We start from the raw sequence: 18,539 nt of genomic DNA, 5'->3' as shown, positions 1-18,539 counted from the left end.
CGCGGAGCGTAGTGGATTCAGCTTTGTGCAGGCCTTCCGATTCCAGTCGCCGCCTGCGACAATGAACACCTGTGCCGGCCACGCGAAAGTGGCGGAATTGGTAGACGCCCTGGATTTAGGTTCCAGTGCCGCAAGGCGTGGGGGTTCGAGTCCCCCCTTTCGCACCAGTGCCGGCCTGTCCCCGCCCTGATCGGGCCATCGGCGCCCCCTTGACCGGCACGCGCTGGCAGTGCAGGCCGAATTGGGCGAAACTAAAGGGCTGCGGCAAGCAGGCGCGTCCCAGACGTCGTGTCCTAACAACCGTTTCATCCCAATCATCGAGCCGGGGGCCTGGGCCACCGGTGGCAGGAGTCAACATGCAAGCTTCGATCGAATCCACCGGCAACCTGGAACGCCGCCTGAGCTTCTCGCTGCCGGAAGAGCGTCTGCAGAGCCACATCGCCGGCCGCCTGGGCGAAATCGCCCGTACCACCCGCATCAAGGGGTTCCGTCCGGGCAAGGTGCCGGCCAAGGTGATCGAGCAGCGCTTCGGCGCGCAGGTCCGTGGCGAGGCGCTGGACGGCCTGCTGCGCGAGACCTTCGACGCGGCCGTGCGCGAGCACGACCTGCGCGTCGTCGGCAGCCCGCGCATCGACAAGGGCGACGAGGGTGAGTTCTCCTTCGTGGCCACCGTGGAAGTGGTGCCGGACTTCGGCGACATCGACGTCAGCAAGCTGACCGTCGTGCGCCACACCGCCGAGATCACCGACGCCGACATCGACCAGATGATCGAGAACCTGCAGAACCAGCGTCGCACCTGGGCCCCGGTCAGCCGTGGCGCGCAGGACGGTGACCTGGTCGCGGTGGAAACCTGGTCGCAGGCCGGCGAAGAGCGCCTGCCGGCCGAGGGCACCGAGAAGGGTTCGATCGTGCTCGGCCAGGGCATGATGTTCGACACCATCGAAAAGGGCCTGGTCGGCCTGGCCAAGGGCGAAGAGAAGACCCTGGACGTCGAGTTCCCGGCTGACTGGCGCGTGCCGGTGCTGGCCGGCAAGACCGTGCAGGTCACCGTCAAGGTTGCCGAAGTGTCCGAGCCGGTCGTGCCGGCGGTCGACGAAGCCTTCATCAAGAGCTTCGGCGTGAAGGGGGGCGACGTCGAGCAGTTCCGCAGCGACATCCGTGCCAATCTGGAGCGTGAGCTGAAGGGCGCGCTGATGAACCGCCTGCGCCGCGAAGTGGGCGAGCAGCTGATCGCGGCCTACTCGTCGGTGGAAATGCCGCCGCGCCTGGTCGAGAACGAAGCCCGCGCCATGCTGGCCCAGCAGGTCGAGCAGCTGCGCCGCAACGGCCAGAACGTCGGCGAGATCCCGGCCGATGCCCACGAAGGCTTCAAGGACGCCGCCGCCAAGCGCGTGCTGGTCGGCCTGCTGGTCGGTGAAGTGGCCCGCATCAACGACCTGCGCCTGGAAGCCAAGCGCCTGAACGAAACGATGCGTCTGATCGCCTCGACCTACGAAGAGCCGGAGCAGGTCATTGAGATGTACCGCAACGACCCCCAGCTGATGTCTGGCCTGCAGAACCGTGTGATGGAAGAGCAGGTGATCGACTGGATCGCCGAGCGTGCCCAGCACACCGAAGAGAAGCTGTCGTTCCAGGACGCGATCCGCCAGTAAGCCGGCGGATCACCGGATGCCCCGCGCCTTTGCCGGCGCGGGGTTGTTGCCCCCCAAGATAGGTACCTCACGTAATGGACAACCGAACCAAAGCCCTGAACCTGGTTCCGATGGTGGTCGAGCAGACCAGCCGCGGCGAGCGTGCCTACGACATCTATTCGCGCCTGTTGAAGGAGCGCCTGATCTTCCTCGTGGGCCCGATCGACGATCACATGGCCAACGTGGTGGTGGCGCAGTTGCTGTTCCTGGAATCGGAGAACCCGGAAAAGGACATCAACATCTACATCAACTCGCCGGGTGGCGTGGTCACCGCCGGCATGGCGATCTACGACACCATGCAGTACATCAAGCCGAATGTGAGCACCACCTGCATCGGCCAGGCCGCCTCGATGGGCGCCCTGCTGCTGGCCGCGGGCGAAGCCGGCAAGCGCTATGCGCTGCCGAACTCGCGTGTGATGATCCACCAGCCGCTGGGCGGCTACCAGGGCCAGGCCACCGACATCGACATCCACGCGCGTGAGATCCTGACCCTGCGTTCGCGCCTGAACGAGATCCTGGCCAAGCACACCGGCCAGTCGCTGGAGACGATCGCCCGCGACACCGAGCGCGACAACTTCAAGAGCGCCTTCGAGGCGCAGGCCTACGGTCTGGTCGACCAGGTCCTGGAGCGTCGTCCGGATGAGTCGATCCAGGCCGGTTGACCGGCCTTCACGGGGCCAGGGAGGCCCCGTTCCTGCAGGGTCGGGCGGGACTGGTGTCCCCTCGGCCCTGTGCTATTCTCGAATCGAACCCCCGTTCAGCGGGTGGGGTAACTGGGTAAGCGAAGCATGAGCGAAGACCGCCAAGGTCGTTCCACGGACACCGGCAAGATCCTCTACTGCTCTTTCTGCGGCAAGAGCCAGCATGAAGTGCGCAAGCTGATTGCGGGTCCGAGCGTATTCATCTGCGATGAGTGCGTGGAGCTGTGCAACGACATCATCCGTGAGGAACTTGAGGAAAAGGCGCAGTCGGCGCGCAGTTCGCTGCCCAAGCCGCGCGAGATCCTCGAGGTCCTCGACCAGTACGTGATCGGCCAGAACCGCGCCAAGCGCACCTTGGCCGTGGCCGTGTACAACCACTACAAGCGCATCGAGAGCCGGCAGAAGAACGACGACGTCGAACTGGCGAAGTCGAACATCCTGCTGGTCGGCCCGACCGGTTCGGGCAAGACGCTGCTGGCCGAAACCCTGGCCCGCCTGCTCAACGTGCCGTTCACCATGGCCGACGCCACCACGCTGACCGAAGCCGGTTACGTGGGCGAGGACGTGGAGAACATCATCCAGAAGCTGCTGCAGAAGTGCGACTACGACGTCGAGAAGGCACAGCAGGGCATCGTCTACATCGATGAAATCGACAAGATCTCGCGCAAGAGCGAGAACCCGTCGATCACCCGCGATGTGTCCGGCGAAGGCGTGCAGCAGGCCCTGCTGAAGCTGATCGAAGGCACCGTGGCCAGCGTTCCGCCGCAGGGCGGGCGCAAGCATCCGCAGCAGGAATTCCTGCAGGTGGACACCAAGAACATCCTGTTCATCTGCGGCGGCGCGTTCGCCGGGCTGGACAAGGTGATCCAGGCCCGTTCCACCGACGTCGGCAGCATCGGCTTCGGCGCCAAGGTGAAGAGCAGCGAGCGCAAGCAGGAAGTGGGCAAGGTGCTGGCCGAAGTCGAGCCGGAAGACCTGATCAAGTTCGGCCTGATTCCGGAGTTCGTCGGCCGCCTGCCGGTGGTGGCGACCCTGGAGGAGCTGGACGAGCCGGCCCTGATCAAGATCCTGACCGAGCCGAAGAACGCCATCACCAAGCAGTTCAAGAAGCTGTTCGAGATGGAGAACGTCGAGCTGGAGTTCCGTCCGGACGCGTTGTCGGCCATCGCCAGGAAGGCGCTCAAGCGCAAGACCGGTGCCCGTGGCCTGCGCACCATCGTCGAATCGGTCCTGCTGGACACCATGTACGACCTGCCGTCGCAGGAAAACGTCAGCAAGGTGGTGGTGGACGAATCGGTGATCGAGCACAAGTCCGAGCCGTACCTGATCTACCAGACCCCGGCGGTCCCTGAACAGAAGGCCGCAGGCGCCGAGTGATCCTTCCAGGTTGTTGATTGGAAAGGATTTTCAAGGAATGCCTTGCATCTGAAAGCCGATGGCCCCATAACGGGGCCATCGGCTTTTTTTGTCTCCGGAAGATGCCCTCCCGGAGGCGGTTTTCCCCCTTCCCTGGAGCCCCCATGGCCCGTTCCCCAAGTGAAACCCTCGACCTGCCGGTCCTGCCGCTGCGCGACGTAGTGGTGTTCCCGCACATGGTCATTCCGCTGTTCGTCGGCCGTGACAAGTCCATGCACGCGCTCGAACAGGCAATGGAGGCGGACAAGCGCATCCTGCTGCTGGCGCAGAAGTCGGCCGAAACCGACGACCCGCATGCGGCCGACCTCTACCAGGTCGGTACGCTGGCGCAGGTGCTGCAGCTGCTGAAGCTGCCCGACGGCACCATCAAGGTGCTGGTCGAAGGCCTGTCGCGCGTGCAGGTCACCCACGTTGACGAGCGCAACGGCTCGCTGCACGGCCAGGCCGTGGAGATCGACGCCAGCGACGAGCGCGAAGCGCGCGAGGTCGAGGCGATCGCCCGCTCGCTGATGTCGCTGTTCGAGCAGTACGTGAAGACCAACCGCAAGCTGCCGCCGGAACTGCTGCAGACGCTGTCGGGCATCGATGAGCCGGCGCGCCTGGCCGACACCATCGCCGCGCACATCAGCGTGCGCCTGGCCGACAAGCAGCGCCTGCTGGAAACGCTGGCCGTCGGTGACCGCCTGGAGATGCTGGTCGGCCTGGTCGACGGCGAGATCGACGTGCAGCAGATGGAGAAGCGCATCCGCGGCCGCGTGAAGTCGCAGATGGAGAAGAGCCAGCGCGAGTACTACCTCAACGAACAGATGAAGGCCATCCAGAAGGAACTGGGTGACCTGGACGATGCGCCTGGCGAGCTGGAAGAGCTGGCGCGCAAGATCGCCGAGGCCGGCATGCCGAAGGCCGTTGAAGCCAAGGCGCGCAACGAGCTGAACAAGCTCAAGCAGATGTCGCCGATGTCGGCCGAAGCGGCGGTCGTGCGCAACTACCTGGAGTGGTTGCTGGGCGTGCCGTGGAAGAAGCGCAGCAAGGTGCGCAAGGACCTGAAGGTGGCGCAGGACACCCTCGATGCCGATCACTACGGGCTGGAGAAGGTCAAGGAACGCATCCTTGAATACCTGGCGGTGCAGTCGCGCGTGAAGCAGATGAAGGGCCCGATCCTGTGCCTGGTCGGGCCGCCGGGCGTGGGCAAGACCTCGCTGGGACAGTCCATCGCCAAGGCCACCAACCGCAAGTTCGTGCGCATGTCGCTGGGCGGCGTGCGTGACGAGGCCGAGATCCGTGGCCACCGTCGCACCTACGTCGGTTCGATGCCGGGCCGCATCGTGCAGAACCTCAACAAGGTCGGCAGCAAGAACCCGCTGTTCGTGCTCGACGAGATCGACAAGATGTCGATGGACTTCCGCGGCGATCCGTCCTCGGCGTTGCTGGAAGTGCTCGACCCTGAGCAGAACAACGCGTTCAACGACCACTACCTGGAAGTGGACCTGGACCTGTCTGAAGTGATGTTCGTGGCCACCTCGAACTCGCTCAACATTCCCGGTCCGCTGCTGGACCGCATGGAAGTGATCCGCATCCCCGGCTACACCGAGGATGAGAAGCTCAACATCGCCACCCGTTACCTGGTGCCCAAGCAGGTCAAGGCCAACGGCCTGCAGCCGGAAGAGCTGGAGATCGGCAGTGACGCCATCCAGGACATCGTGCGCTACTACACGCGCGAGTCGGGCGTGCGCAACCTGGAACGCGAGATCGCCAAGATCTGCCGCAAGGTGGTGAAGGAGATCGCGCTGGCCGGCCCGCAGCCGGTGAAGGCGAAGAAGGGCGCGAAGAAGAAGGCGCTGGTGAGCGTGTCCAGCAAGAACCTGGACAAGTACCTGGGCGTGCGTCGCTTCGACTTCGGCCGTGCCGAGGAAGAGAACGAGATCGGCCTGGTCACCGGCCTGGCCTGGACCGAGGTGGGTGGCGATCTGCTGCAGATCGAATCGACGCTGGTGCCGGGCAAGGGCCAGCTGATCCTGACCGGCCAGCTCGGCAACGTGATGAAGGAATCGGCTTCAGCGGCGCTGTCGGTGGTGCGTTCGCGCGCCGTCGGCTTCGGCATCGACAGCGACTTCCTGCAGAAGCACGACGTGCACCTGCATGTGCCCGATGGCGCTACGCCGAAGGACGGCCCGAGTGCCGGCGCGGCGATGGTCACCTCGCTGGTATCGATGCTGACCAAGGTGCCGGTGCGTGCCGACGTGGCGATGACCGGCGAAATCACCCTGCGTGGTCGCGTCACGGCCATCGGTGGACTGAAGGAGAAGCTGCTGGCCGCACTGCGTGGCGGAATCCGCACGGTCATCATTCCCGAGGAGAACCGCAAGGACCTGGCCGACATCCCGGCCAACGTCACCCGCGATCTGGAGATCGTGCCGGTGAAGTACATCGAAGAAGTCCTGGACCTGGCGCTGGAGCGTCCGTTGGCACCGAAGAAGGCGCGCAAGAGTGCGCAACGTGTCACGGTGCGCAGCAAGGCCAAACCGAGTGGAAACGCGCGCGTCAAGCATTGACGCGCGCTGTCCAATGGCCCGAAACCCGCGTCGTTGCTGGCTTTCCAGCTTGCGTGGGGGTAGGGCCACTGGTATAAAAGCAGCACTCGCGAATGAGTGATCGCAGTCTGGCGATCGCTGAATTCGGCGAACCGTTTCCACATGGCGGCCGCATGCAGAGCGCGTGCGGTTGCTTCCCTGTCGAATAAGCGGAACCCACCGCCAAAGGAGTTGTAGAGAATGAACAAGACCGAATTGATCGATGCCGTTGCTGAAGCTGCAGACCTGACCAAGGCCGAGTCCAGCCGCGCTGTCGATGCCGTCGTTGCTGCCGTCACCAAGGCGCTGAAGGACGGCGATGCGGTCACCCTGGTTGGCTTCGGTACCTTCCAGGTCCGCGACCGTGCTGCCCGCACCGGCCGCAACCCGAAGACCGGCGACACCATCAAGATCGCTGCTTCGAAGAATCCGTCGTTCAAGGCTGGTAAGGCCCTGAAGGATGCTGTAAACTAAGCGGCTCGCTGGGGTGCTTAGCTCAGCGGTAGAGCGTCTCCTTTACACGGAGAGGGTCGGGGGTTCGAAACCCTCAGCACCCACCACAGCACCGCGGTAAAAGTTTGAGTGTGGAGCGGTAGTTCAGCTGGTTAGAATGCTGGCCTGTCACGCCGGAGGTCGCGGGTTCGAGTCCCGTCCGCTCCGCCATTCAACGAGGCCTCCGGCCAAAAGCTGGAGGCTTTGTTTTCTCCCGGTCCAGGCCGGCTGAAAGCAAAAAAGGTAACAACGCGGAGCGGTAGTTCAGCTGGTTAGAATGCTGGCCTGTCACGCCGGAGGTCGCGGGTTCGAGTCCCGTCCGCTCCGCCACTACATCGAGGCCCCCGGCCTGAAGCTGGGGGCCTTGTCTTCTCACCGACAGGTTCGGAAGGAAGGCGAAAAGGTTTTTGCAAGAACGGAGCGGTAGTTCAGCTGGTTAGAATGCTGGCCTGTCACGCCGGAGGTCGCGGGTTCGAGTCCCGTCCGCTCCGCCATTGCAGAATTCTTAAGTCCCTGTGAAAAAACTTTGAAAAAAGTGTTCATCGGGCTGGGTTTCCAGGGAGTCTTCGGATATACTGGGCGCCTGCAAAGTTCAAGCGCGGAGCGGTAGTTCAGCTGGTTAGAATGCTGGCCTGTCACGCCGGAGGTCGCGGGTTCGAGTCCCGTCCGCTCCGCCAACTTCAAAAGCCCTCGGCGCAAGCCGGGGGCTTTTTCTTTGCGCCATGGTGGAAATGGTCGACACGCGGATGGCGCATGCCTGCCGATGTGGGCGCAGGCCGCGCTGGCGCTGCTTTTGGTCCCTGCGGCGAAGCGGGTTACACTGCCGGGCTCGCCAATAAGGCCTTGTGATTCCTCACCATGCTGCAGAAACTCCGCGACAAGACCTCAGGCTGGATCGTCACTGTGATCCTGGGGCTGCTGATGATTCCGTTCCTGTTCGTGATCGACAACAGCTACCTCGGTGGCGTTGGCGCACAGAACGTGGCCAAGGTTTCCGCGCCGCCGACCTGGTGGCGTTCGGCGCCGTCGTGGTGGCCGGTGCGCATGCTGTGGCAGCACCACGAGATCAGCTCGCAGGATTTCCGCACGCGTTTCGAGCAGGAGCGCATGCGTGAGCGCCAGCAGCAGGGCGACAACTTCGACCCGCGCGCGTTCGAGAGCACCGAGAACAAGATGGCCGTGCTCGACCAGCTGATCGACGAGCAGGTCGTGCGCCTGGTCGGTGAGCAGGCGGGCGTGGTGATCGGCGACGGCGCGGTGCGCGAGTACATCGCGACCATGCCCGCATTCCTCGATTCGAACGGCAAGTTCAACGAGAACAACTATCGCCTGGCCCTGGCCGGCGGCAACCCGCCGCGTACGCCGACCCAGTTCCAGGAGCTGGTGCGCGAGAGCCTGCAGCAGTCGGTGATTCCGTCGGGCCTGCAGAGCTCCGGCTTCGTCACCCAGGCCGAGACCGAGCGCCTGTTGAAGCTGCTGGGCGAAACCCGCGACGTCGAGCTGGCCGCGTTGCCGCCCGTACCGGCCGATACCGCGCCGGTGACCGATGAGCAGATCAAGCAGTGGTACGACAGCCACGGCAAGGATTTCCGCCAGGCCGAGAGCGTGTCGCTGGAGTACGTCGAGATCAACGGCGCGAACCTGCCGGCACCGGCGGCGGCCGATGAAGCCACCCTGCGCAAGCGCTATGAAGACGAGAAGGCGAAGTTCACCTCGCCGGAGCAGCGCCAGGCCTCGCACATCCTGATCACCGGTGACGGTGCAGAAGCCAAGGCGAACAGGATCGCTGCCGAAGCCAAGGCCGCTGGTGCCGATTTCGGCGCGCTGGCCAAGGCCAATTCGGAAGATCCGGGCTCCAAGGACCAGGGCGGTGACCTGGGTTGGGTCGAGCGCGGTGCGATGGTGAAGCCGTTCGAGGACGCGCTGTTTGCGGCCAAGGCCGGTGACGTGATCGGCCCGGTGAAGACCGAGTTCGGTTACCACATCATCAAGGTGGCCGCTGTGCGCGGTGGCCAGGGCAAGTCGTTCGAGGAAGTGCGTGACACGCTGGCCGCCGAACAGCTGAAGGCCGACGGTGAGCGCGGCTTCAACGAGCTGGCCGGTCGCTTGGTCGATGCCATCAACAAGAGCCCGAGCGATCTGGCCGCTGCCGCCAAGGAAGTGAACCTGCCGCTGCAGACGCTGGGCCCGATCACCCGCGCGACCGCCAGTGGCATCGCGGCTGACCCGGCCGTGCTGCGTGCGGCGTTCTCCGACGTGCTGGTGCAGGACGGTACCGCCAGTGACCCGATCGCCCTGGGGGGCGCGACCAACCACAGCGTGGTCATCCGCGTGGCTGCGCACACCCCGGAACAGGCCCTGCCGCTGGACAAGGCTCGTGACCAGGTGATCGCCGCGATCCGCGCTGACCGCCAGCGCCAGGCCAGCGACAAGGCGGCCGATGCGATCCTGGCCAAGCTGAAGGCGGGTGCCACCCTGCAGTCGCTGGCCGCCAGCGAGAAGCTGCAGCTGAGCCCGATGCCGGGCCTGCCGCGCAGCCAGCCGGTGCCGACCCCGGAAATCAACCGCGCGATCTTCAGTGCGCCGGTGCCGGCCGAAGGCAAGCCGAGCTATGGCAAGGTCGACGTCAATGGCCACGCGCTGCTGTTCGCGGTGAACAAGGTCAATCCGGGCGACATCAAGGAAGTGACTGCAGAGCAGCAGAAGCAGCTGAAGGAACAGCTGAGCCAGATCGATGGCATGGCCGCGGCCAAGGCCTACATCGAGGCGATGCGCAAGAAGTTCGTGATCCAGACCACCGAGGCGAACCTGTAAGCCTTGCGGCTGCATCCATGAGAAAGGCCCGGCACTGCCGGGCCTTTTTTTGTGCCTGCCGATGTGTAGCGTCGAGCCATGCTCGACTGCGTCTGCCGGGCGCAGGCATGAAAAAGCCGAGCAAGGGCTCGGCTCTGCAGGAAACAGGGCAGGGCGCGGCGGTGCCGCGCCGGACTCAGTCTTCCACGCGCAGCACGGCGCCCGGCTTCAGCACGCTGCTGCCGCTCAGGCCGTTCAGCGACAACAGGGCCTTGACCGGCATGCCGTAGCGGCGGGCGATGGTCCAGGCCGACTCGCCATCACGCACGGTGTGGCGGCGGCTGCGCGGACGATCAGCGATCGCGGCGACGGTCTTGGCCACCTGCGGCGTCGGTGCTGCGGTGGCGACTGGCGCAGCGCTGGCGACCAGGGCGGATGCGGTGTCCGCCACCGTCGCATTGGCAGCCGAGACAGGAGCCAGCACGCGGGTGGTACCCGACGAGGCGCGGCCACCGCCCGCCAGGGCGGGGTTGAGGCGGGCGATCCTGGCCGGGTCCAGGGCGCGCTGTGCGGCCCACTGCTGGACGCTGGTGCCGGCGGGCAGGGTGTGGTCCTTCAGCACCGGCACGGTGCGGTCCAGCGAGGCCATCACGCCCGGCTGGTCTTCCACGTCTTCCAGCACGCAGGCCAGGGCATGCAGCTTCTCGACGTAGGCATGGGTGACCGGCGACAGGCCGGGCAGCGCCGACGGCTTGGCGTTCTGCGCGTTCATGCCCGCCTTGCGCATGGACTGCAACACGCGGTACTCACCGGCGTTGTAGGCCATGGTGGCCAGGCGCCAGTCGCCGCCGAACATGCCGTGCAGGGTCTTCAGGTAGCGCACTGCGGCCTGGGTGGAATCGACTGCCGACAGGCGGCCGTCGTAGCCGTTGGCCATGGGCACGCGGTGGTTGCGTGCGGTGGTGGCGATGAACTGCCACAGGCCGGTCGGGCCGCTGCCATTGCGGGCATTGGGCCGGTAGCCGCTTTCCACGAACGGGATCAGTGCGAATTCGGTAGGCAGGTTGGCCTTGCGCAGCTCTTCAACCACGTAGCCGAACAGCACCAGCGCATCGTCATCCTGGTTGGCCAGGCGCGACGGGGCGTGGGCGAACTGCTTCTGCCAGCGCGGGCTGGTGGCCTCGGCATTGCAGGTGGGCTCGGCCAGGCCGTCGCGGAAGCTGGAGAAGATCTCCTGGCCATTGCGGACCGACGCGGCCGGCAACGCGGCCGGATCCAGCGGCAGGGCCGCCGCGGCGGCCAGGTTCTGGCCGATGCCCGCGCCCAGCGACTGGGCACCGGCGGTTCCGGCCAGCCCCAGGACCAGGCCCAGGGCCAGCGGCAGACTTCGGCGCATCATGCGCGGAAGCCGTCTTTCCAGTGCCGGAGACCGGCCATGACGTCGACGTCGTCAACGACGTCGCGGCCCAGGTGCGCCGACACTGCCGCGCGGATCGGCGCCGTGTGCACACGCAGGAACGGATTGCAGTCGAATTCGTTGGCCAGGGTTACCGGCAGGGTGGAACGGTCATCGCGGCGCATGGCCAAAGCCTCCTCTTGGCGCTGCCACAGGGCAGCGTTGGCGGGGTCGACATGCCGCGCGAAGACGGCATTTGACACGGTGTACTCGTGGGCGCAACAAAGCAGCAGTTGCGCGGGCAAGGTACCCAGCTTGCGCATCGATGCCAGCAGCTGGGACGGCGTACCTTCGAACAGGCGTCCACAGCCCAGGCTGAACAACGAATCTCCGCTGAAAAGATGTTCAGCAGTGTGAAACGCGATGTGGCTGCGGGTATGCCCGGGCACGGATAGTACGTGGAACGTCCGGCCCAGTGCCTGAACGCGTTCACCTTCGCCGACCCGCTCGGTCGCTGCAGGGATGCGCTCCTCGACGGGCGCGATGACCCGTACACCGGGAAAACGTGCCTGCAACGCGGGCACGCCACCGATGTGGTCATCGTGGTGATGGGTGAGCAGGATCGTGTCCACGCGCAGGCCCTGATCGGCCAGCGCAAGCACCGGCGCGGCATCGCCGGGATCGACGACCACGGCGGCGCCAGCGTCGTCGATCAACGTCCAGATGTAGTTGTCCGCAAATGCGGGCAGGGCAGTCAGTCGCATAGAATTGGACCATGCCCGCGCTGCAGAGCACCCGTCAAGCGAGCCAGGCCCCGTGGTTCGACACTGAACCGGCGGGCTCCTTGCGCGTGCTGGAGCGGCAGTTGCTGCTGCCGCAGCTGTCTGTCCTGCCGACGCAGCCCTGGCTGTGGATCGCACCGAGTGCGGCCTGGCTGGAGGATGCGCAGCTGGGCGGGCGCGGGCTGCGGCTGTTCCGGCAGGGCCAGGGCTATGCCGGCGACACCCGCTGTGCGCTGCCGCTGCCGCTGGCCAGCGAGAGCGTCAACGCGGTCGTGCTGCAGCATGTGACCGCGGGCGATGCGGAGCGACTGCTGGACGAGTGCGAGCGCGTGCTGATGCCGGGCGGCCACCTGTGGCTGAGCAGCCTCAACCCGTTCAGCCCTTACCGCACGCATTGGCGCCAGCACGGACTGGTGGTGCGCACGCCACAGCGGATCCGCCTGCTGCTCGGCCGCCACGGGCTGGAGTGCGACGATATGCGTTACCTCGGCCCGCTCTGGCGCGGTGCAGGCAGTCGCCGCACGGGCGGTTGGGCGCCGCTGCGCGCGGCCTGCCTGTTCCATGCTGAAAAGCGCACGCTGGCCCTGCCCGGGCCGAAACCGTTGCCGGTGCGTTGGCTCGGCACCGTTGCCACCTGATCTGGAGTTGTATTGAAAACCATCGAAATCCACACCGACGGTTCCTGCCTTGGCAATCCCGGCCCCGGCGGCTGGGCTGCGCTGCTGCGCTACAAGGGCCACGAGCGTGAACTGAGCGGCGGCGAAGCGCACACCACCAACAACCGGATGGAGCTGATGGCGGCCATTTCCGGGTTGGAGACGCTCACCGAGCCCTGCAACATCGTGCTCTATACCGATTCGCAGTACGTGCGGCAGGGCCTGACGCAGTGGCTGCCCGGCTGGATCCGCAAGAACTGGAAGACCGCCGGCGGCGACCCGGTGAAGAACCGCGAGCTGTGGGAGCGCCTGCATGCCGCGACGCTGCGGCATCAGATCGACTGGCGCTGGGTAAAGGGCCACTCCGGTGACCCGGACAACGAGCGGGTGGATACGCTGGCGCGCAACGCGGCCATCCAGATCCGCGACGCCAGCCCGGTAAACTGAGGCCATGCGTCAGATCATCCTCGATACCGAAACCACCGGCCTGGAATGGAAGAAGGGCAACCGCATCGTCGAAATCGGCTGCGTGGAGCTGTTCAAGCGCCGCCCGACCGGCAACAACTACCACCAGTACATCAAGCCGGACTGCGAGTTCGAACAGGGCGCGCAGGAAGTCACCGGCCTGACCCTGGAGTTCCTGGCTGACAAGCCGGACTTCGCGCAGATCGCCGATGAGTTCCTGGCCTTCATCGATGGCGCCGAGCTGATCATCCACAACGCGGCGTTCGACCTGGGCTTCCTCGACAACGAGCTGTCGCTGCTGGGCCCGCAGTACGGGAAGATCACCGATCGCTGCACGGTGATCGATACCCTGGTGATGGCGCGCGAGCGCTTCCCGGGCCAGCGCAATTCGCTGGATGCGCTGTGCAAGCGGCTGGGCGTTGACAACTCGCACCGTGCGCTGCATGGCGGCCTGCTCGATGCGCAGATCCTGGGCGACGTGTACATCGCGCTGACCTCGGGGCAGGAAGAGATCGGATTCGGCCTGGGGGATGACGATGGCGGTGGCGCCGGTGCGGCGCTGCAGGCCTTCGATACCAGCAAGCTGCTGCCGCGTCCGCGCGTAGTGGCCACGCCGTCGGAGCTGGAAGCGCATGCCGCGCGGCTGGAGCGGCTGCGCAAGAAGGCCGGCCACGCACTGTGGGATGGGCCGAAGGTGGAAGAGCCCGCCAGCGCGTAATGCCTGGAAGAGGTAGTGCCGGCCGCTGGCCGGCATCTGCGTGAACACGTTTCCCGGTGAGCCGGCCAGCGGCCGGCACTACCGCCTCCACGCATGGCGTGGATCTACGGGTTAATGGCAGCGCACCAGGATCACGCTGATGTTGTCGCGGCCACCGCCGTCGAGCGCGGCGGCGACCAGCGTGTCCACGCATTCCTGTGCGCTTGCATCCTCGAAGGCGAGGGTGCGGGCGATGCCGCGGTCGTCCACTTCCTCGGTCAGGCCGTCACTGCACAGCAGCAGCTGCATGCCGGGGCGCAGCTCGCCGCTGGTGGTGGCCACGTTCAGATGTGCCGGATCGGTGACGCCCAGCGCCTGGGTGACCACGTTGCGATGTGGATGCGCGCGTGCCTGTTCGGCCGTCAGGTTGCCCTGCGCGACCAGTTCCTGCACCACGCTGTGATCCTGGCTGAGCTGTGCCAGCTGGCCGTCACGCCAGAGGTAGGCACGGCTGTCGCCGACCCATGCCACTTCATAGCGATTGCCCTGCACGCGTGCGGCGACCACGGTGGTACCCATCGGCAGGGTGTCGTTGCGCCGCCGCGAGGCGCGGATGATCTCTTCGTCGGCGGTGCGGATGGCCTGGGCCAGCGGCGCGCCACGGCGGATCTCGCGCACGATGGTTTCGCGCGCCAGCGCGCTGGCCACCTCGCCGCAGGCGTGGCCGCCCATGCCATCGGCCACCAGCCACAGGGCCAGCTCGCTGTCACCGTAGTAGGTGTCTTCGTTGAGCTCGCGGCGCAGGCCGGGGTGGGTGAGGTGTCCGAATTCGATCATGGTGTGCAGGGGCGGGGTATTGCTGGGGAGACAGGCATCATCGGGGGGCTGCGGGCATCCGGCAAGGCATGCATCCAGGAAATTTTCACTTCATTGACCGGAATGACTTGTCGTCGGCCTGACTTCCTCGTATGATGCGCGTCCCCGGTCCGCCGGGGACCACCCGGAGAGGTGGCAGAGTGGTTGAATGTACCTGACTCGAAATCAGGCAGGCGTTTATAGCGCCTCGGGGGTTCGAATCCCCCCCTCTCCGCCAGATAAAGAAAAAGGGCTGCCGAAAGGCAGCCCTTTTTCTTTATCTGGCGCGGGACGCGACGCGCTCTGCGCGTCGCCCCACACGTTGCTGCGCAACGCGTGGGCCCCTCCCTTTGCCGGCCTCTCCCCGCCCCTGTCGGGGCAGCCCCTCAACAGAGGGGCTTGGTCCTCCAGATGCATCACTGAGATCCGCGCGGTGCGTGGATGCTGTTCCTGCTGGCAGGCTCATCCACGCATGACGTGGATCTACCGGGGATATCCGTGCGGACGCTGCGGGTTACCATGTACGCATCACCTGCTGGAGCTTTTCCCCATGACCGCTGAAATCCTCGTTCCCGTTTCTTTCGGCGAGCTGCTGGACAAGATTTCGATCCTGCAGATCAAGTCCGAGCGCATCAGCGACGAGGGCAAGCTGGCCAACGTGCGCAGGGAGCTGTCGGCGCTGGAGCAGACCTGGATGGCGCACCCGGCGGCCGTGAAGGACATCGCCAGGCTGCGTGCCGAGCTGAAGGTGGTCAACGAGCAGCTGTGGGAAATCGAGGACGACATCCGGCTGAAGGAGAAGGCGCAGGCGTTCGACCAGGGCTTCATCGACCTGGCGCGCAGCGTGTACCTGCGCAATGACGAACGCGCGCGCATCAAGAAGGCGATCAACCTGGCGCTGGGCTCGGCGTACGTGGAGGAGAAGTCCTATCAGGATTACGCGCAGCGCGTGTAATCCCGGGCGGCCTGCCGCTCACCCCAGGTGGTCGGCGACGTAGCGTTCGAAGGCAGCGATACCGTCTTCCACGGTGATCAGTTCCATCACATCGTCGAACTCGATCTTGGTGCCCCACTTCAGATCGGTGGCCTGCTTGGCGAGGTACTTGCGTGCCGCATCGTCGTAGCGGTCCACGCAATAGCGACGATCCGAGTACGGGCCGCTGCGGTTCGGATTGCTGGCCGCATGCAGGCCCAGCACCTTGGCGCCCATCGCGTTGGCGATGTGCATCGGGCCGGAATCGGGCGTCATCACCAGGTTGGCGCGGGCCAGCAGGGCGGGCAGCTGCTTCAGCGTGTCCTTGCCTACCAGGTCCAGCGCCGGCGTGTGCAGCTGTGCCTGGATGGCGTCGGCCATGCTGCGCTCAAGTTCGCTGCGGCCGCCGCACAGCACCACCTGCCAGCCGCGCGTGACCGCGTGGTTGGCCACGGCGGCGTAGCGGTCGGCGTACCAGTTGCGGCGCACGTGGCTGGAGCACGGCGAGATCATCAGCACCGGGCGACCATCGTCGTGCCACTGCGCGGCGGCCCACTCATATGCCGACTGCGGCACGGCCAGGTCCCAGCTGACCTCGGTCTGGCGCAGGCCCAGCGGTTCGCAGAAGCTGCCGATGGCATCGAGCACATGGATGCCCGGACGGTCGGGAATGCGTTCGTTGATGAAAAGCCCATGCAGGTCCTTCGAGCGGCTGCGGTCGTAGCCGATGCGGCGCTCGGCCGGAATGAAGGCCGACAGCAGGTTGGCGCGGAACGCGACCTGCATCTGCAGCAGCGCTTCGAAGCGCCCCGGCGGCAGCTGCCTGCGCAGTTCCTTGACCCCGGCCATGCCGCTCTTCTTGTCGTAGGCATGGAAGGTGACGCCGGGCAGGCCGTCGAGCAGCTTGTGGCCGACCTTGTCGATGATCCAGTGGATCGGCGTGTCCGGGCGCGCGGCCTGCAGGGTACGCACCAGGGGCACCACGTGGGTGACATCGCCAAGTGCGGACAGGCGCAGGAGGCACAAGGAGGAGGACGCTGATGCCATGTGTTGTTAGACTCAATGAAATGGTCGCATTCGACGCCAATGAAGCGCTGACGCCATGCCGCGAGGGTCGCGGCATCGGGGCCATTCTGTTCGACCGCGAGCGGCTGCGGCAAGCCGAGATCGGCCTGTTCTCGCCCCAGCACTGGGGCAGCAGGGCCCGGCCGGTGGGCGAGGGCGGCCGCGGCAGCGCCTGGTTCGTCGATGCGCCGTTCGGTGCCAGCGTGCTGCGCCACTATCTGCGCGGCGGCATGGCGGCCCGTATCAGCCATGACCAGTACCTCTGGCGCGGCTCGGACCGGACCCGCAGCTTCGCCGAATTCCGCCTGATGCGCGCCCTGCGCGAGAAAAAGCTGCCGGTGCCACGGCCGATCGCCGCGTTCTACATGCGCGAGGGCCTGCGCTACCGGGCGGCGATCCTGATGGAGCGGATCGAGGGCGTGCGCTCGCTGGCCGACCGCGCACTGGTGGCCGGCCGGGGGGCTCCCTGGGAGGAGACCGGGCGCCTGATTGCCCGTTTCCATCGTGCCGGCCTGGACCATGCCGATCTCAACGCGCACAACATCCTGTTCGATGGCAGCGGCCATGGCTGGCTGATCGATTTCGACCGCGGCGTGATCCGCATCCCGGCGACCGCCTGGCGCGAGCGCAACCTCAAGCGCCTGCTGCGCTCGCTGATCAAGCTGCGCGGCGAGCGCAGCGTGGAAGACGTGCAGAAGGACTACGCGCGGCTGCGCCGTGCCTATGACATGGCCTGGAACCGGGGCACCTGATGGACTGGGCGTTGCGTTTCCTCGGCGTCGGCAATGCGTCGGCGGTCGAGCTGGGGTCGCCGATGTCGGTGATCGAGCGCGATGGGCGCCCATGGCTGACCATCGATTGTGGTGGCGAAGGCCTGACCGCGTTCAAGGCGCACTACGGGCAGATGCCGCAGGCGCTGTTCGTCACCCATGTGCACCTGGACCACGTGGCCGGCTTCGAGCGCCTGTTCGTGGATACCTTCTTCAATGCGCACCGGCGCGGCAAGGTGCGCCTGTACGTGCCCGCCACGGTGGTTCCGCTGCTGCACAAGCGCATCGGGGATTACCCGAACGTGCTGGCCGAGGGCGGTGCGAACTTCTGGGATGCCTTCCAGCTGATCGTGGTGGGCGAGGCGTTCTGGCACGAGGGCGTGCGCCTGGAAGTGTTTCCGGTGCGCCACCACTGGCCGGAGACGGCCTATGGCCTGCGCCTGCAGGGCGCGCTGACCTGGAGCGGCGATACCCGGCCGATTCCGGAGATGCTGGCACGCTTTGCCAGTGACAACGAACTGATCGCTCACGATTGCGGCCTGCACGGCAATCCCTCGCATACCGGCGTGGACGATCTGGAGCGTGAGTACAGCGCCGAACTGCAGGCGCGGATGATGCTGTACCACTACGCCAGCGCGGCCGATGGTCTGGCGCTGGCTGCGCGTGGGCACCGCGTGGCGCAGCCGGGGCAGTGCGTGCCGCTGGCGAGCCCGACCGCCCCGCACGTGCTGGTCCAGGACCCGCCGTGAGCGGTACCGGCCAGCCCGCAGATGCGGCGTTGGCTGCCGGGCTGGAGGCGCTGGAGCGCGCACTGCATGCGCCGCAGGTGCGTGCCGACCGCGAGCAACTGGCCGCATTGCTGGATGAGGATTTCAGCGAGATCGGCAGCTCCGGCCAGTGCTACGACCGTGCGGCCGCGCTGGTGGAGATTCCGCTGGAGCGTGCCCAGGTGCAGATCGAATCGGAGCAGTACGCCGTCTGGCTGCTGTCGCAGGACCTGGCCCAGGTGCGCTACCGCAGCCGCCATCACCTTGATGGGCAGCTGCAGCACTGGGTGCTGCGCAGTTCGCTGTGGCGCCGGCACGGGGACAGATGGCGCATGGTGTTCCACCAGGGCACGCCCGAGGCAGGGTAGCGCGGCGCCATGCCGGGCCAAGAATGCGAAGCCGGGGTCAGATCCCTCTGCCATGCAAAGGGATCTGAGCCCAGTGCGGAAA

The 18,539-nt window shown here is 66.0% G+C and carries 17 protein-coding genes and 7 tRNA genes; 20 read left to right on the top strand and 4 right to left on the bottom strand.

Features of this window, described 5'->3' with window-relative positions; translation table 11 throughout:
• Positions 1 to 82: 82 nt before the first annotated feature.
• From AC5P56_RS17805 to AC5P56_RS17750, 12 genes are all read left to right on the top strand, one after another.
• Positions 83 to 167 (top strand) — tRNA-Leu (locus AC5P56_RS17805).
• A gap of 189 nt (positions 168 to 356) precedes the next feature.
• Positions 357 to 1,652: a trigger factor gene (gene tig, locus AC5P56_RS17800; RefSeq protein ID WP_032961818.1), complete on the top strand. Its 1,296-nt coding sequence runs from the start codon at positions 357 to 359 to the stop codon at positions 1,650 to 1,652.
• A 74-nt stretch (positions 1,653 to 1,726) separates the two neighbouring features.
• The gene (gene clpP / locus AC5P56_RS17795; RefSeq protein WP_019659528.1) at positions 1,727 to 2,353 is read left to right on the top strand and encodes an ATP-dependent Clp endopeptidase proteolytic subunit ClpP; all 627 of its coding nucleotides are present in this window, start codon (positions 1,727 to 1,729) and stop codon (positions 2,351 to 2,353) included.
• A 126-nt stretch (positions 2,354 to 2,479) separates the two neighbouring features.
• Positions 2,480 to 3,769 carry an ATP-dependent Clp protease ATP-binding subunit ClpX gene (clpX, locus tag AC5P56_RS17790; protein WP_014646099.1) on the top strand — a complete coding sequence of 430 codons (1,290 nt, stop codon included), beginning with the start codon at positions 2,480 to 2,482 and terminating at the stop codon, positions 3,767 to 3,769.
• Between the two features lie 143 nt (positions 3,770 to 3,912).
• On the top strand, positions 3,913 to 6,360 hold the full coding sequence (gene lon, locus AC5P56_RS17785; protein ID WP_014646100.1) for an endopeptidase La: 2,448 nt from the start codon (positions 3,913 to 3,915) through the stop codon (positions 6,358 to 6,360).
• Positions 6,361 to 6,579: 219 nt separating this feature from the next.
• Entirely contained in the window at positions 6,580 to 6,852 is a 273-nt protein-coding gene (locus tag AC5P56_RS17780; protein ID WP_004146343.1) for an HU family DNA-binding protein, read from the top strand.
• Between the two features lie 11 nt (positions 6,853 to 6,863).
• A tRNA-Val gene (locus AC5P56_RS17775) sits at positions 6,864 to 6,938 on the top strand.
• 26 nt (positions 6,939 to 6,964) lie between these two features.
• Positions 6,965 to 7,041 (top strand) — tRNA-Asp (locus tag AC5P56_RS17770).
• An 82-nt stretch (positions 7,042 to 7,123) separates the two neighbouring features.
• Positions 7,124 to 7,200: transfer RNA gene (locus AC5P56_RS17765), tRNA-Asp, on the top strand.
• An 87-nt stretch (positions 7,201 to 7,287) separates the two neighbouring features.
• A tRNA-Asp gene (locus tag AC5P56_RS17760) sits at positions 7,288 to 7,364 on the top strand.
• A gap of 106 nt (positions 7,365 to 7,470) precedes the next feature.
• Positions 7,471 to 7,547: transfer RNA gene (locus AC5P56_RS17755), tRNA-Asp, on the top strand.
• A gap of 181 nt (positions 7,548 to 7,728) precedes the next feature.
• A complete protein-coding gene (locus AC5P56_RS17750) occupies positions 7,729 to 9,684 on the top strand; it encodes a peptidyl-prolyl cis-trans isomerase (protein WP_014646101.1) in 1,956 nt (651 codons plus the stop codon).
• A gap of 175 nt (positions 9,685 to 9,859) precedes the next feature.
• Here AC5P56_RS17750 and AC5P56_RS17745 read toward each other — a convergent pair whose 3' ends face one another.
• Both AC5P56_RS17745 and gloB read right to left on the bottom strand, forming a co-directional pair.
• On the bottom strand, positions 9,860 to 11,062 hold the full coding sequence (locus AC5P56_RS17745; protein WP_046429131.1) for a lytic transglycosylase domain-containing protein: 1,203 nt from the start codon (positions 11,060 to 11,062) through the stop codon (positions 9,860 to 9,862).
• Positions 11,059 to 11,823, bottom strand: a complete 765-nt coding sequence (gene gloB, locus AC5P56_RS17740; protein ID WP_014646155.1) for a hydroxyacylglutathione hydrolase — start codon at positions 11,821 to 11,823, stop codon at positions 11,059 to 11,061. Before gloB ends, AC5P56_RS17745 begins: the two co-directional genes overlap by 4 nt.
• Before the next feature lie 11 nt (positions 11,824 to 11,834).
• Here gloB and AC5P56_RS17735 point away from each other — a divergent pair, with 11 nt between their 5' ends.
• The 3 genes from AC5P56_RS17735 to dnaQ are packed head-to-tail and all read left to right on the top strand — an operon-like array spanning position 11,835 to position 13,680.
• Positions 11,835 to 12,479: a methyltransferase domain-containing protein gene (locus tag AC5P56_RS17735; protein WP_041863105.1), complete on the top strand. Its 645-nt coding sequence runs from the start codon at positions 11,835 to 11,837 to the stop codon at positions 12,477 to 12,479.
• Positions 12,480 to 12,491: 12 nt separating this feature from the next.
• Positions 12,492 to 12,944 (top strand): ribonuclease HI, encoded by a 453-nt coding sequence (gene rnhA, locus AC5P56_RS17730; protein WP_014646157.1) that lies wholly within the window; start codon positions 12,492 to 12,494, stop codon positions 12,942 to 12,944.
• A gap of 4 nt (positions 12,945 to 12,948) precedes the next feature.
• Positions 12,949 to 13,680, top strand: a complete 732-nt coding sequence (gene dnaQ / locus AC5P56_RS17725; protein WP_014036152.1) for a DNA polymerase III subunit epsilon — start codon at positions 12,949 to 12,951, stop codon at positions 13,678 to 13,680.
• Positions 13,681 to 13,791: 111 nt separating this feature from the next.
• On the opposite strand, the gene AC5P56_RS17720 is transcribed toward dnaQ, so the two are convergent.
• Positions 13,792 to 14,496, bottom strand: a complete 705-nt coding sequence (locus tag AC5P56_RS17720; protein WP_014036153.1) for a PP2C family protein-serine/threonine phosphatase — start codon at positions 14,494 to 14,496, stop codon at positions 13,792 to 13,794.
• 165 nt (positions 14,497 to 14,661) lie between these two features.
• On the opposite strand from AC5P56_RS17720, the gene AC5P56_RS17715 reads away from it, so the two are divergent.
• Together AC5P56_RS17715 and AC5P56_RS17710 are read left to right on the top strand one after the other, a co-directional pair.
• Positions 14,662 to 14,752: transfer RNA gene (locus AC5P56_RS17715), tRNA-Ser, on the top strand.
• Between the two features lie 312 nt (positions 14,753 to 15,064).
• Positions 15,065 to 15,469 (top strand): DUF6165 family protein, encoded by a 405-nt coding sequence (locus AC5P56_RS17710; RefSeq protein ID WP_014646159.1) that lies wholly within the window; start codon positions 15,065 to 15,067, stop codon positions 15,467 to 15,469.
• 18 nt (positions 15,470 to 15,487) lie between these two features.
• Here the strand turns inward: AC5P56_RS17710 and AC5P56_RS17705 are convergent, their stop codons facing one another.
• Complete coding sequence (locus AC5P56_RS17705; RefSeq protein WP_046429133.1) at positions 15,488 to 16,534, bottom strand: glycosyltransferase family 9 protein; 1,047 nt, start codon at positions 16,532 to 16,534, stop codon at positions 15,488 to 15,490.
• Between the two features lie 20 nt (positions 16,535 to 16,554).
• Here AC5P56_RS17705 and AC5P56_RS17700 point away from each other — a divergent pair, with 20 nt between their 5' ends.
• From AC5P56_RS17700 to AC5P56_RS17690, 3 genes are read left to right on the top strand one after another with little or no spacing between them, the layout of a single operon-like run.
• A complete protein-coding gene (locus AC5P56_RS17700) occupies positions 16,555 to 17,304 on the top strand; it encodes a 3-deoxy-D-manno-octulosonic acid kinase (RefSeq protein ID WP_032958195.1) in 750 nt (249 codons plus the stop codon).
• A complete protein-coding gene (locus tag AC5P56_RS17695) occupies positions 17,304 to 18,071 on the top strand; it encodes an MBL fold metallo-hydrolase (protein WP_014646162.1) in 768 nt (255 codons plus the stop codon). Before AC5P56_RS17700 ends, AC5P56_RS17695 begins: the two co-directional genes overlap by 1 nt.
• A complete protein-coding gene (locus AC5P56_RS17690) occupies positions 18,068 to 18,457 on the top strand; it encodes a nuclear transport factor 2 family protein (protein WP_049440697.1) in 390 nt (129 codons plus the stop codon). Before AC5P56_RS17695 ends, AC5P56_RS17690 begins: the two co-directional genes overlap by 4 nt.
• Positions 18,458 to 18,539 lie beyond the last annotated feature (82 nt).

Source organism: Stenotrophomonas sp. YJH_SMC_131 (assembly GCF_059367975.1).
The sequence above is the reverse complement of the archived record's forward strand: the minus strand, read 5'-3'. Positions and strand labels throughout refer to the sequence as shown.

Coding starts and splice junctions, on each gene's coding strand:
- tig (WP_032961818.1), top strand. CDS start 357: ATGCAAGCTTCGATCGAATCCACCGGCAACCTGGAACGCCGCCTGAGC.
- clpP (WP_019659528.1), top strand. CDS start 1,727: ATGGACAACCGAACCAAAGCCCTGAACCTGGTTCCGATGGTGGTCGAG.
- clpX (WP_014646099.1), top strand. CDS start 2,480: ATGAGCGAAGACCGCCAAGGTCGTTCCACGGACACCGGCAAGATCCTC.
- lon (WP_014646100.1), top strand. CDS start 3,913: ATGGCCCGTTCCCCAAGTGAAACCCTCGACCTGCCGGTCCTGCCGCTG.
- AC5P56_RS17780 (WP_004146343.1), top strand. CDS start 6,580: ATGAACAAGACCGAATTGATCGATGCCGTTGCTGAAGCTGCAGACCTG.
- AC5P56_RS17750 (WP_014646101.1), top strand. CDS start 7,729: ATGCTGCAGAAACTCCGCGACAAGACCTCAGGCTGGATCGTCACTGTG.
- AC5P56_RS17745 (WP_046429131.1), bottom strand. CDS start 11,062: ATGATGCGCCGAAGTCTGCCGCTGGCCCTGGGCCTGGTCCTGGGGCTG.
- gloB (WP_014646155.1), bottom strand. CDS start 11,823: ATGCGACTGACTGCCCTGCCCGCATTTGCGGACAACTACATCTGGACG.
- AC5P56_RS17735 (WP_041863105.1), top strand. CDS start 11,835: ATGCCCGCGCTGCAGAGCACCCGTCAAGCGAGCCAGGCCCCGTGGTTC.
- dnaQ (WP_014036152.1), top strand. CDS start 12,949: ATGCGTCAGATCATCCTCGATACCGAAACCACCGGCCTGGAATGGAAG.
- AC5P56_RS17720 (WP_014036153.1), bottom strand. CDS start 14,496: ATGATCGAATTCGGACACCTCACCCACCCCGGCCTGCGCCGCGAGCTC.
- AC5P56_RS17710 (WP_014646159.1), top strand. CDS start 15,065: ATGACCGCTGAAATCCTCGTTCCCGTTTCTTTCGGCGAGCTGCTGGAC.
- AC5P56_RS17705 (WP_046429133.1), bottom strand. CDS start 16,534: ATGGCATCAGCGTCCTCCTCCTTGTGCCTCCTGCGCCTGTCCGCACTT.
- AC5P56_RS17700 (WP_032958195.1), top strand. CDS start 16,555: ATGGTCGCATTCGACGCCAATGAAGCGCTGACGCCATGCCGCGAGGGT.
- AC5P56_RS17695 (WP_014646162.1), top strand. CDS start 17,304: ATGGACTGGGCGTTGCGTTTCCTCGGCGTCGGCAATGCGTCGGCGGTC.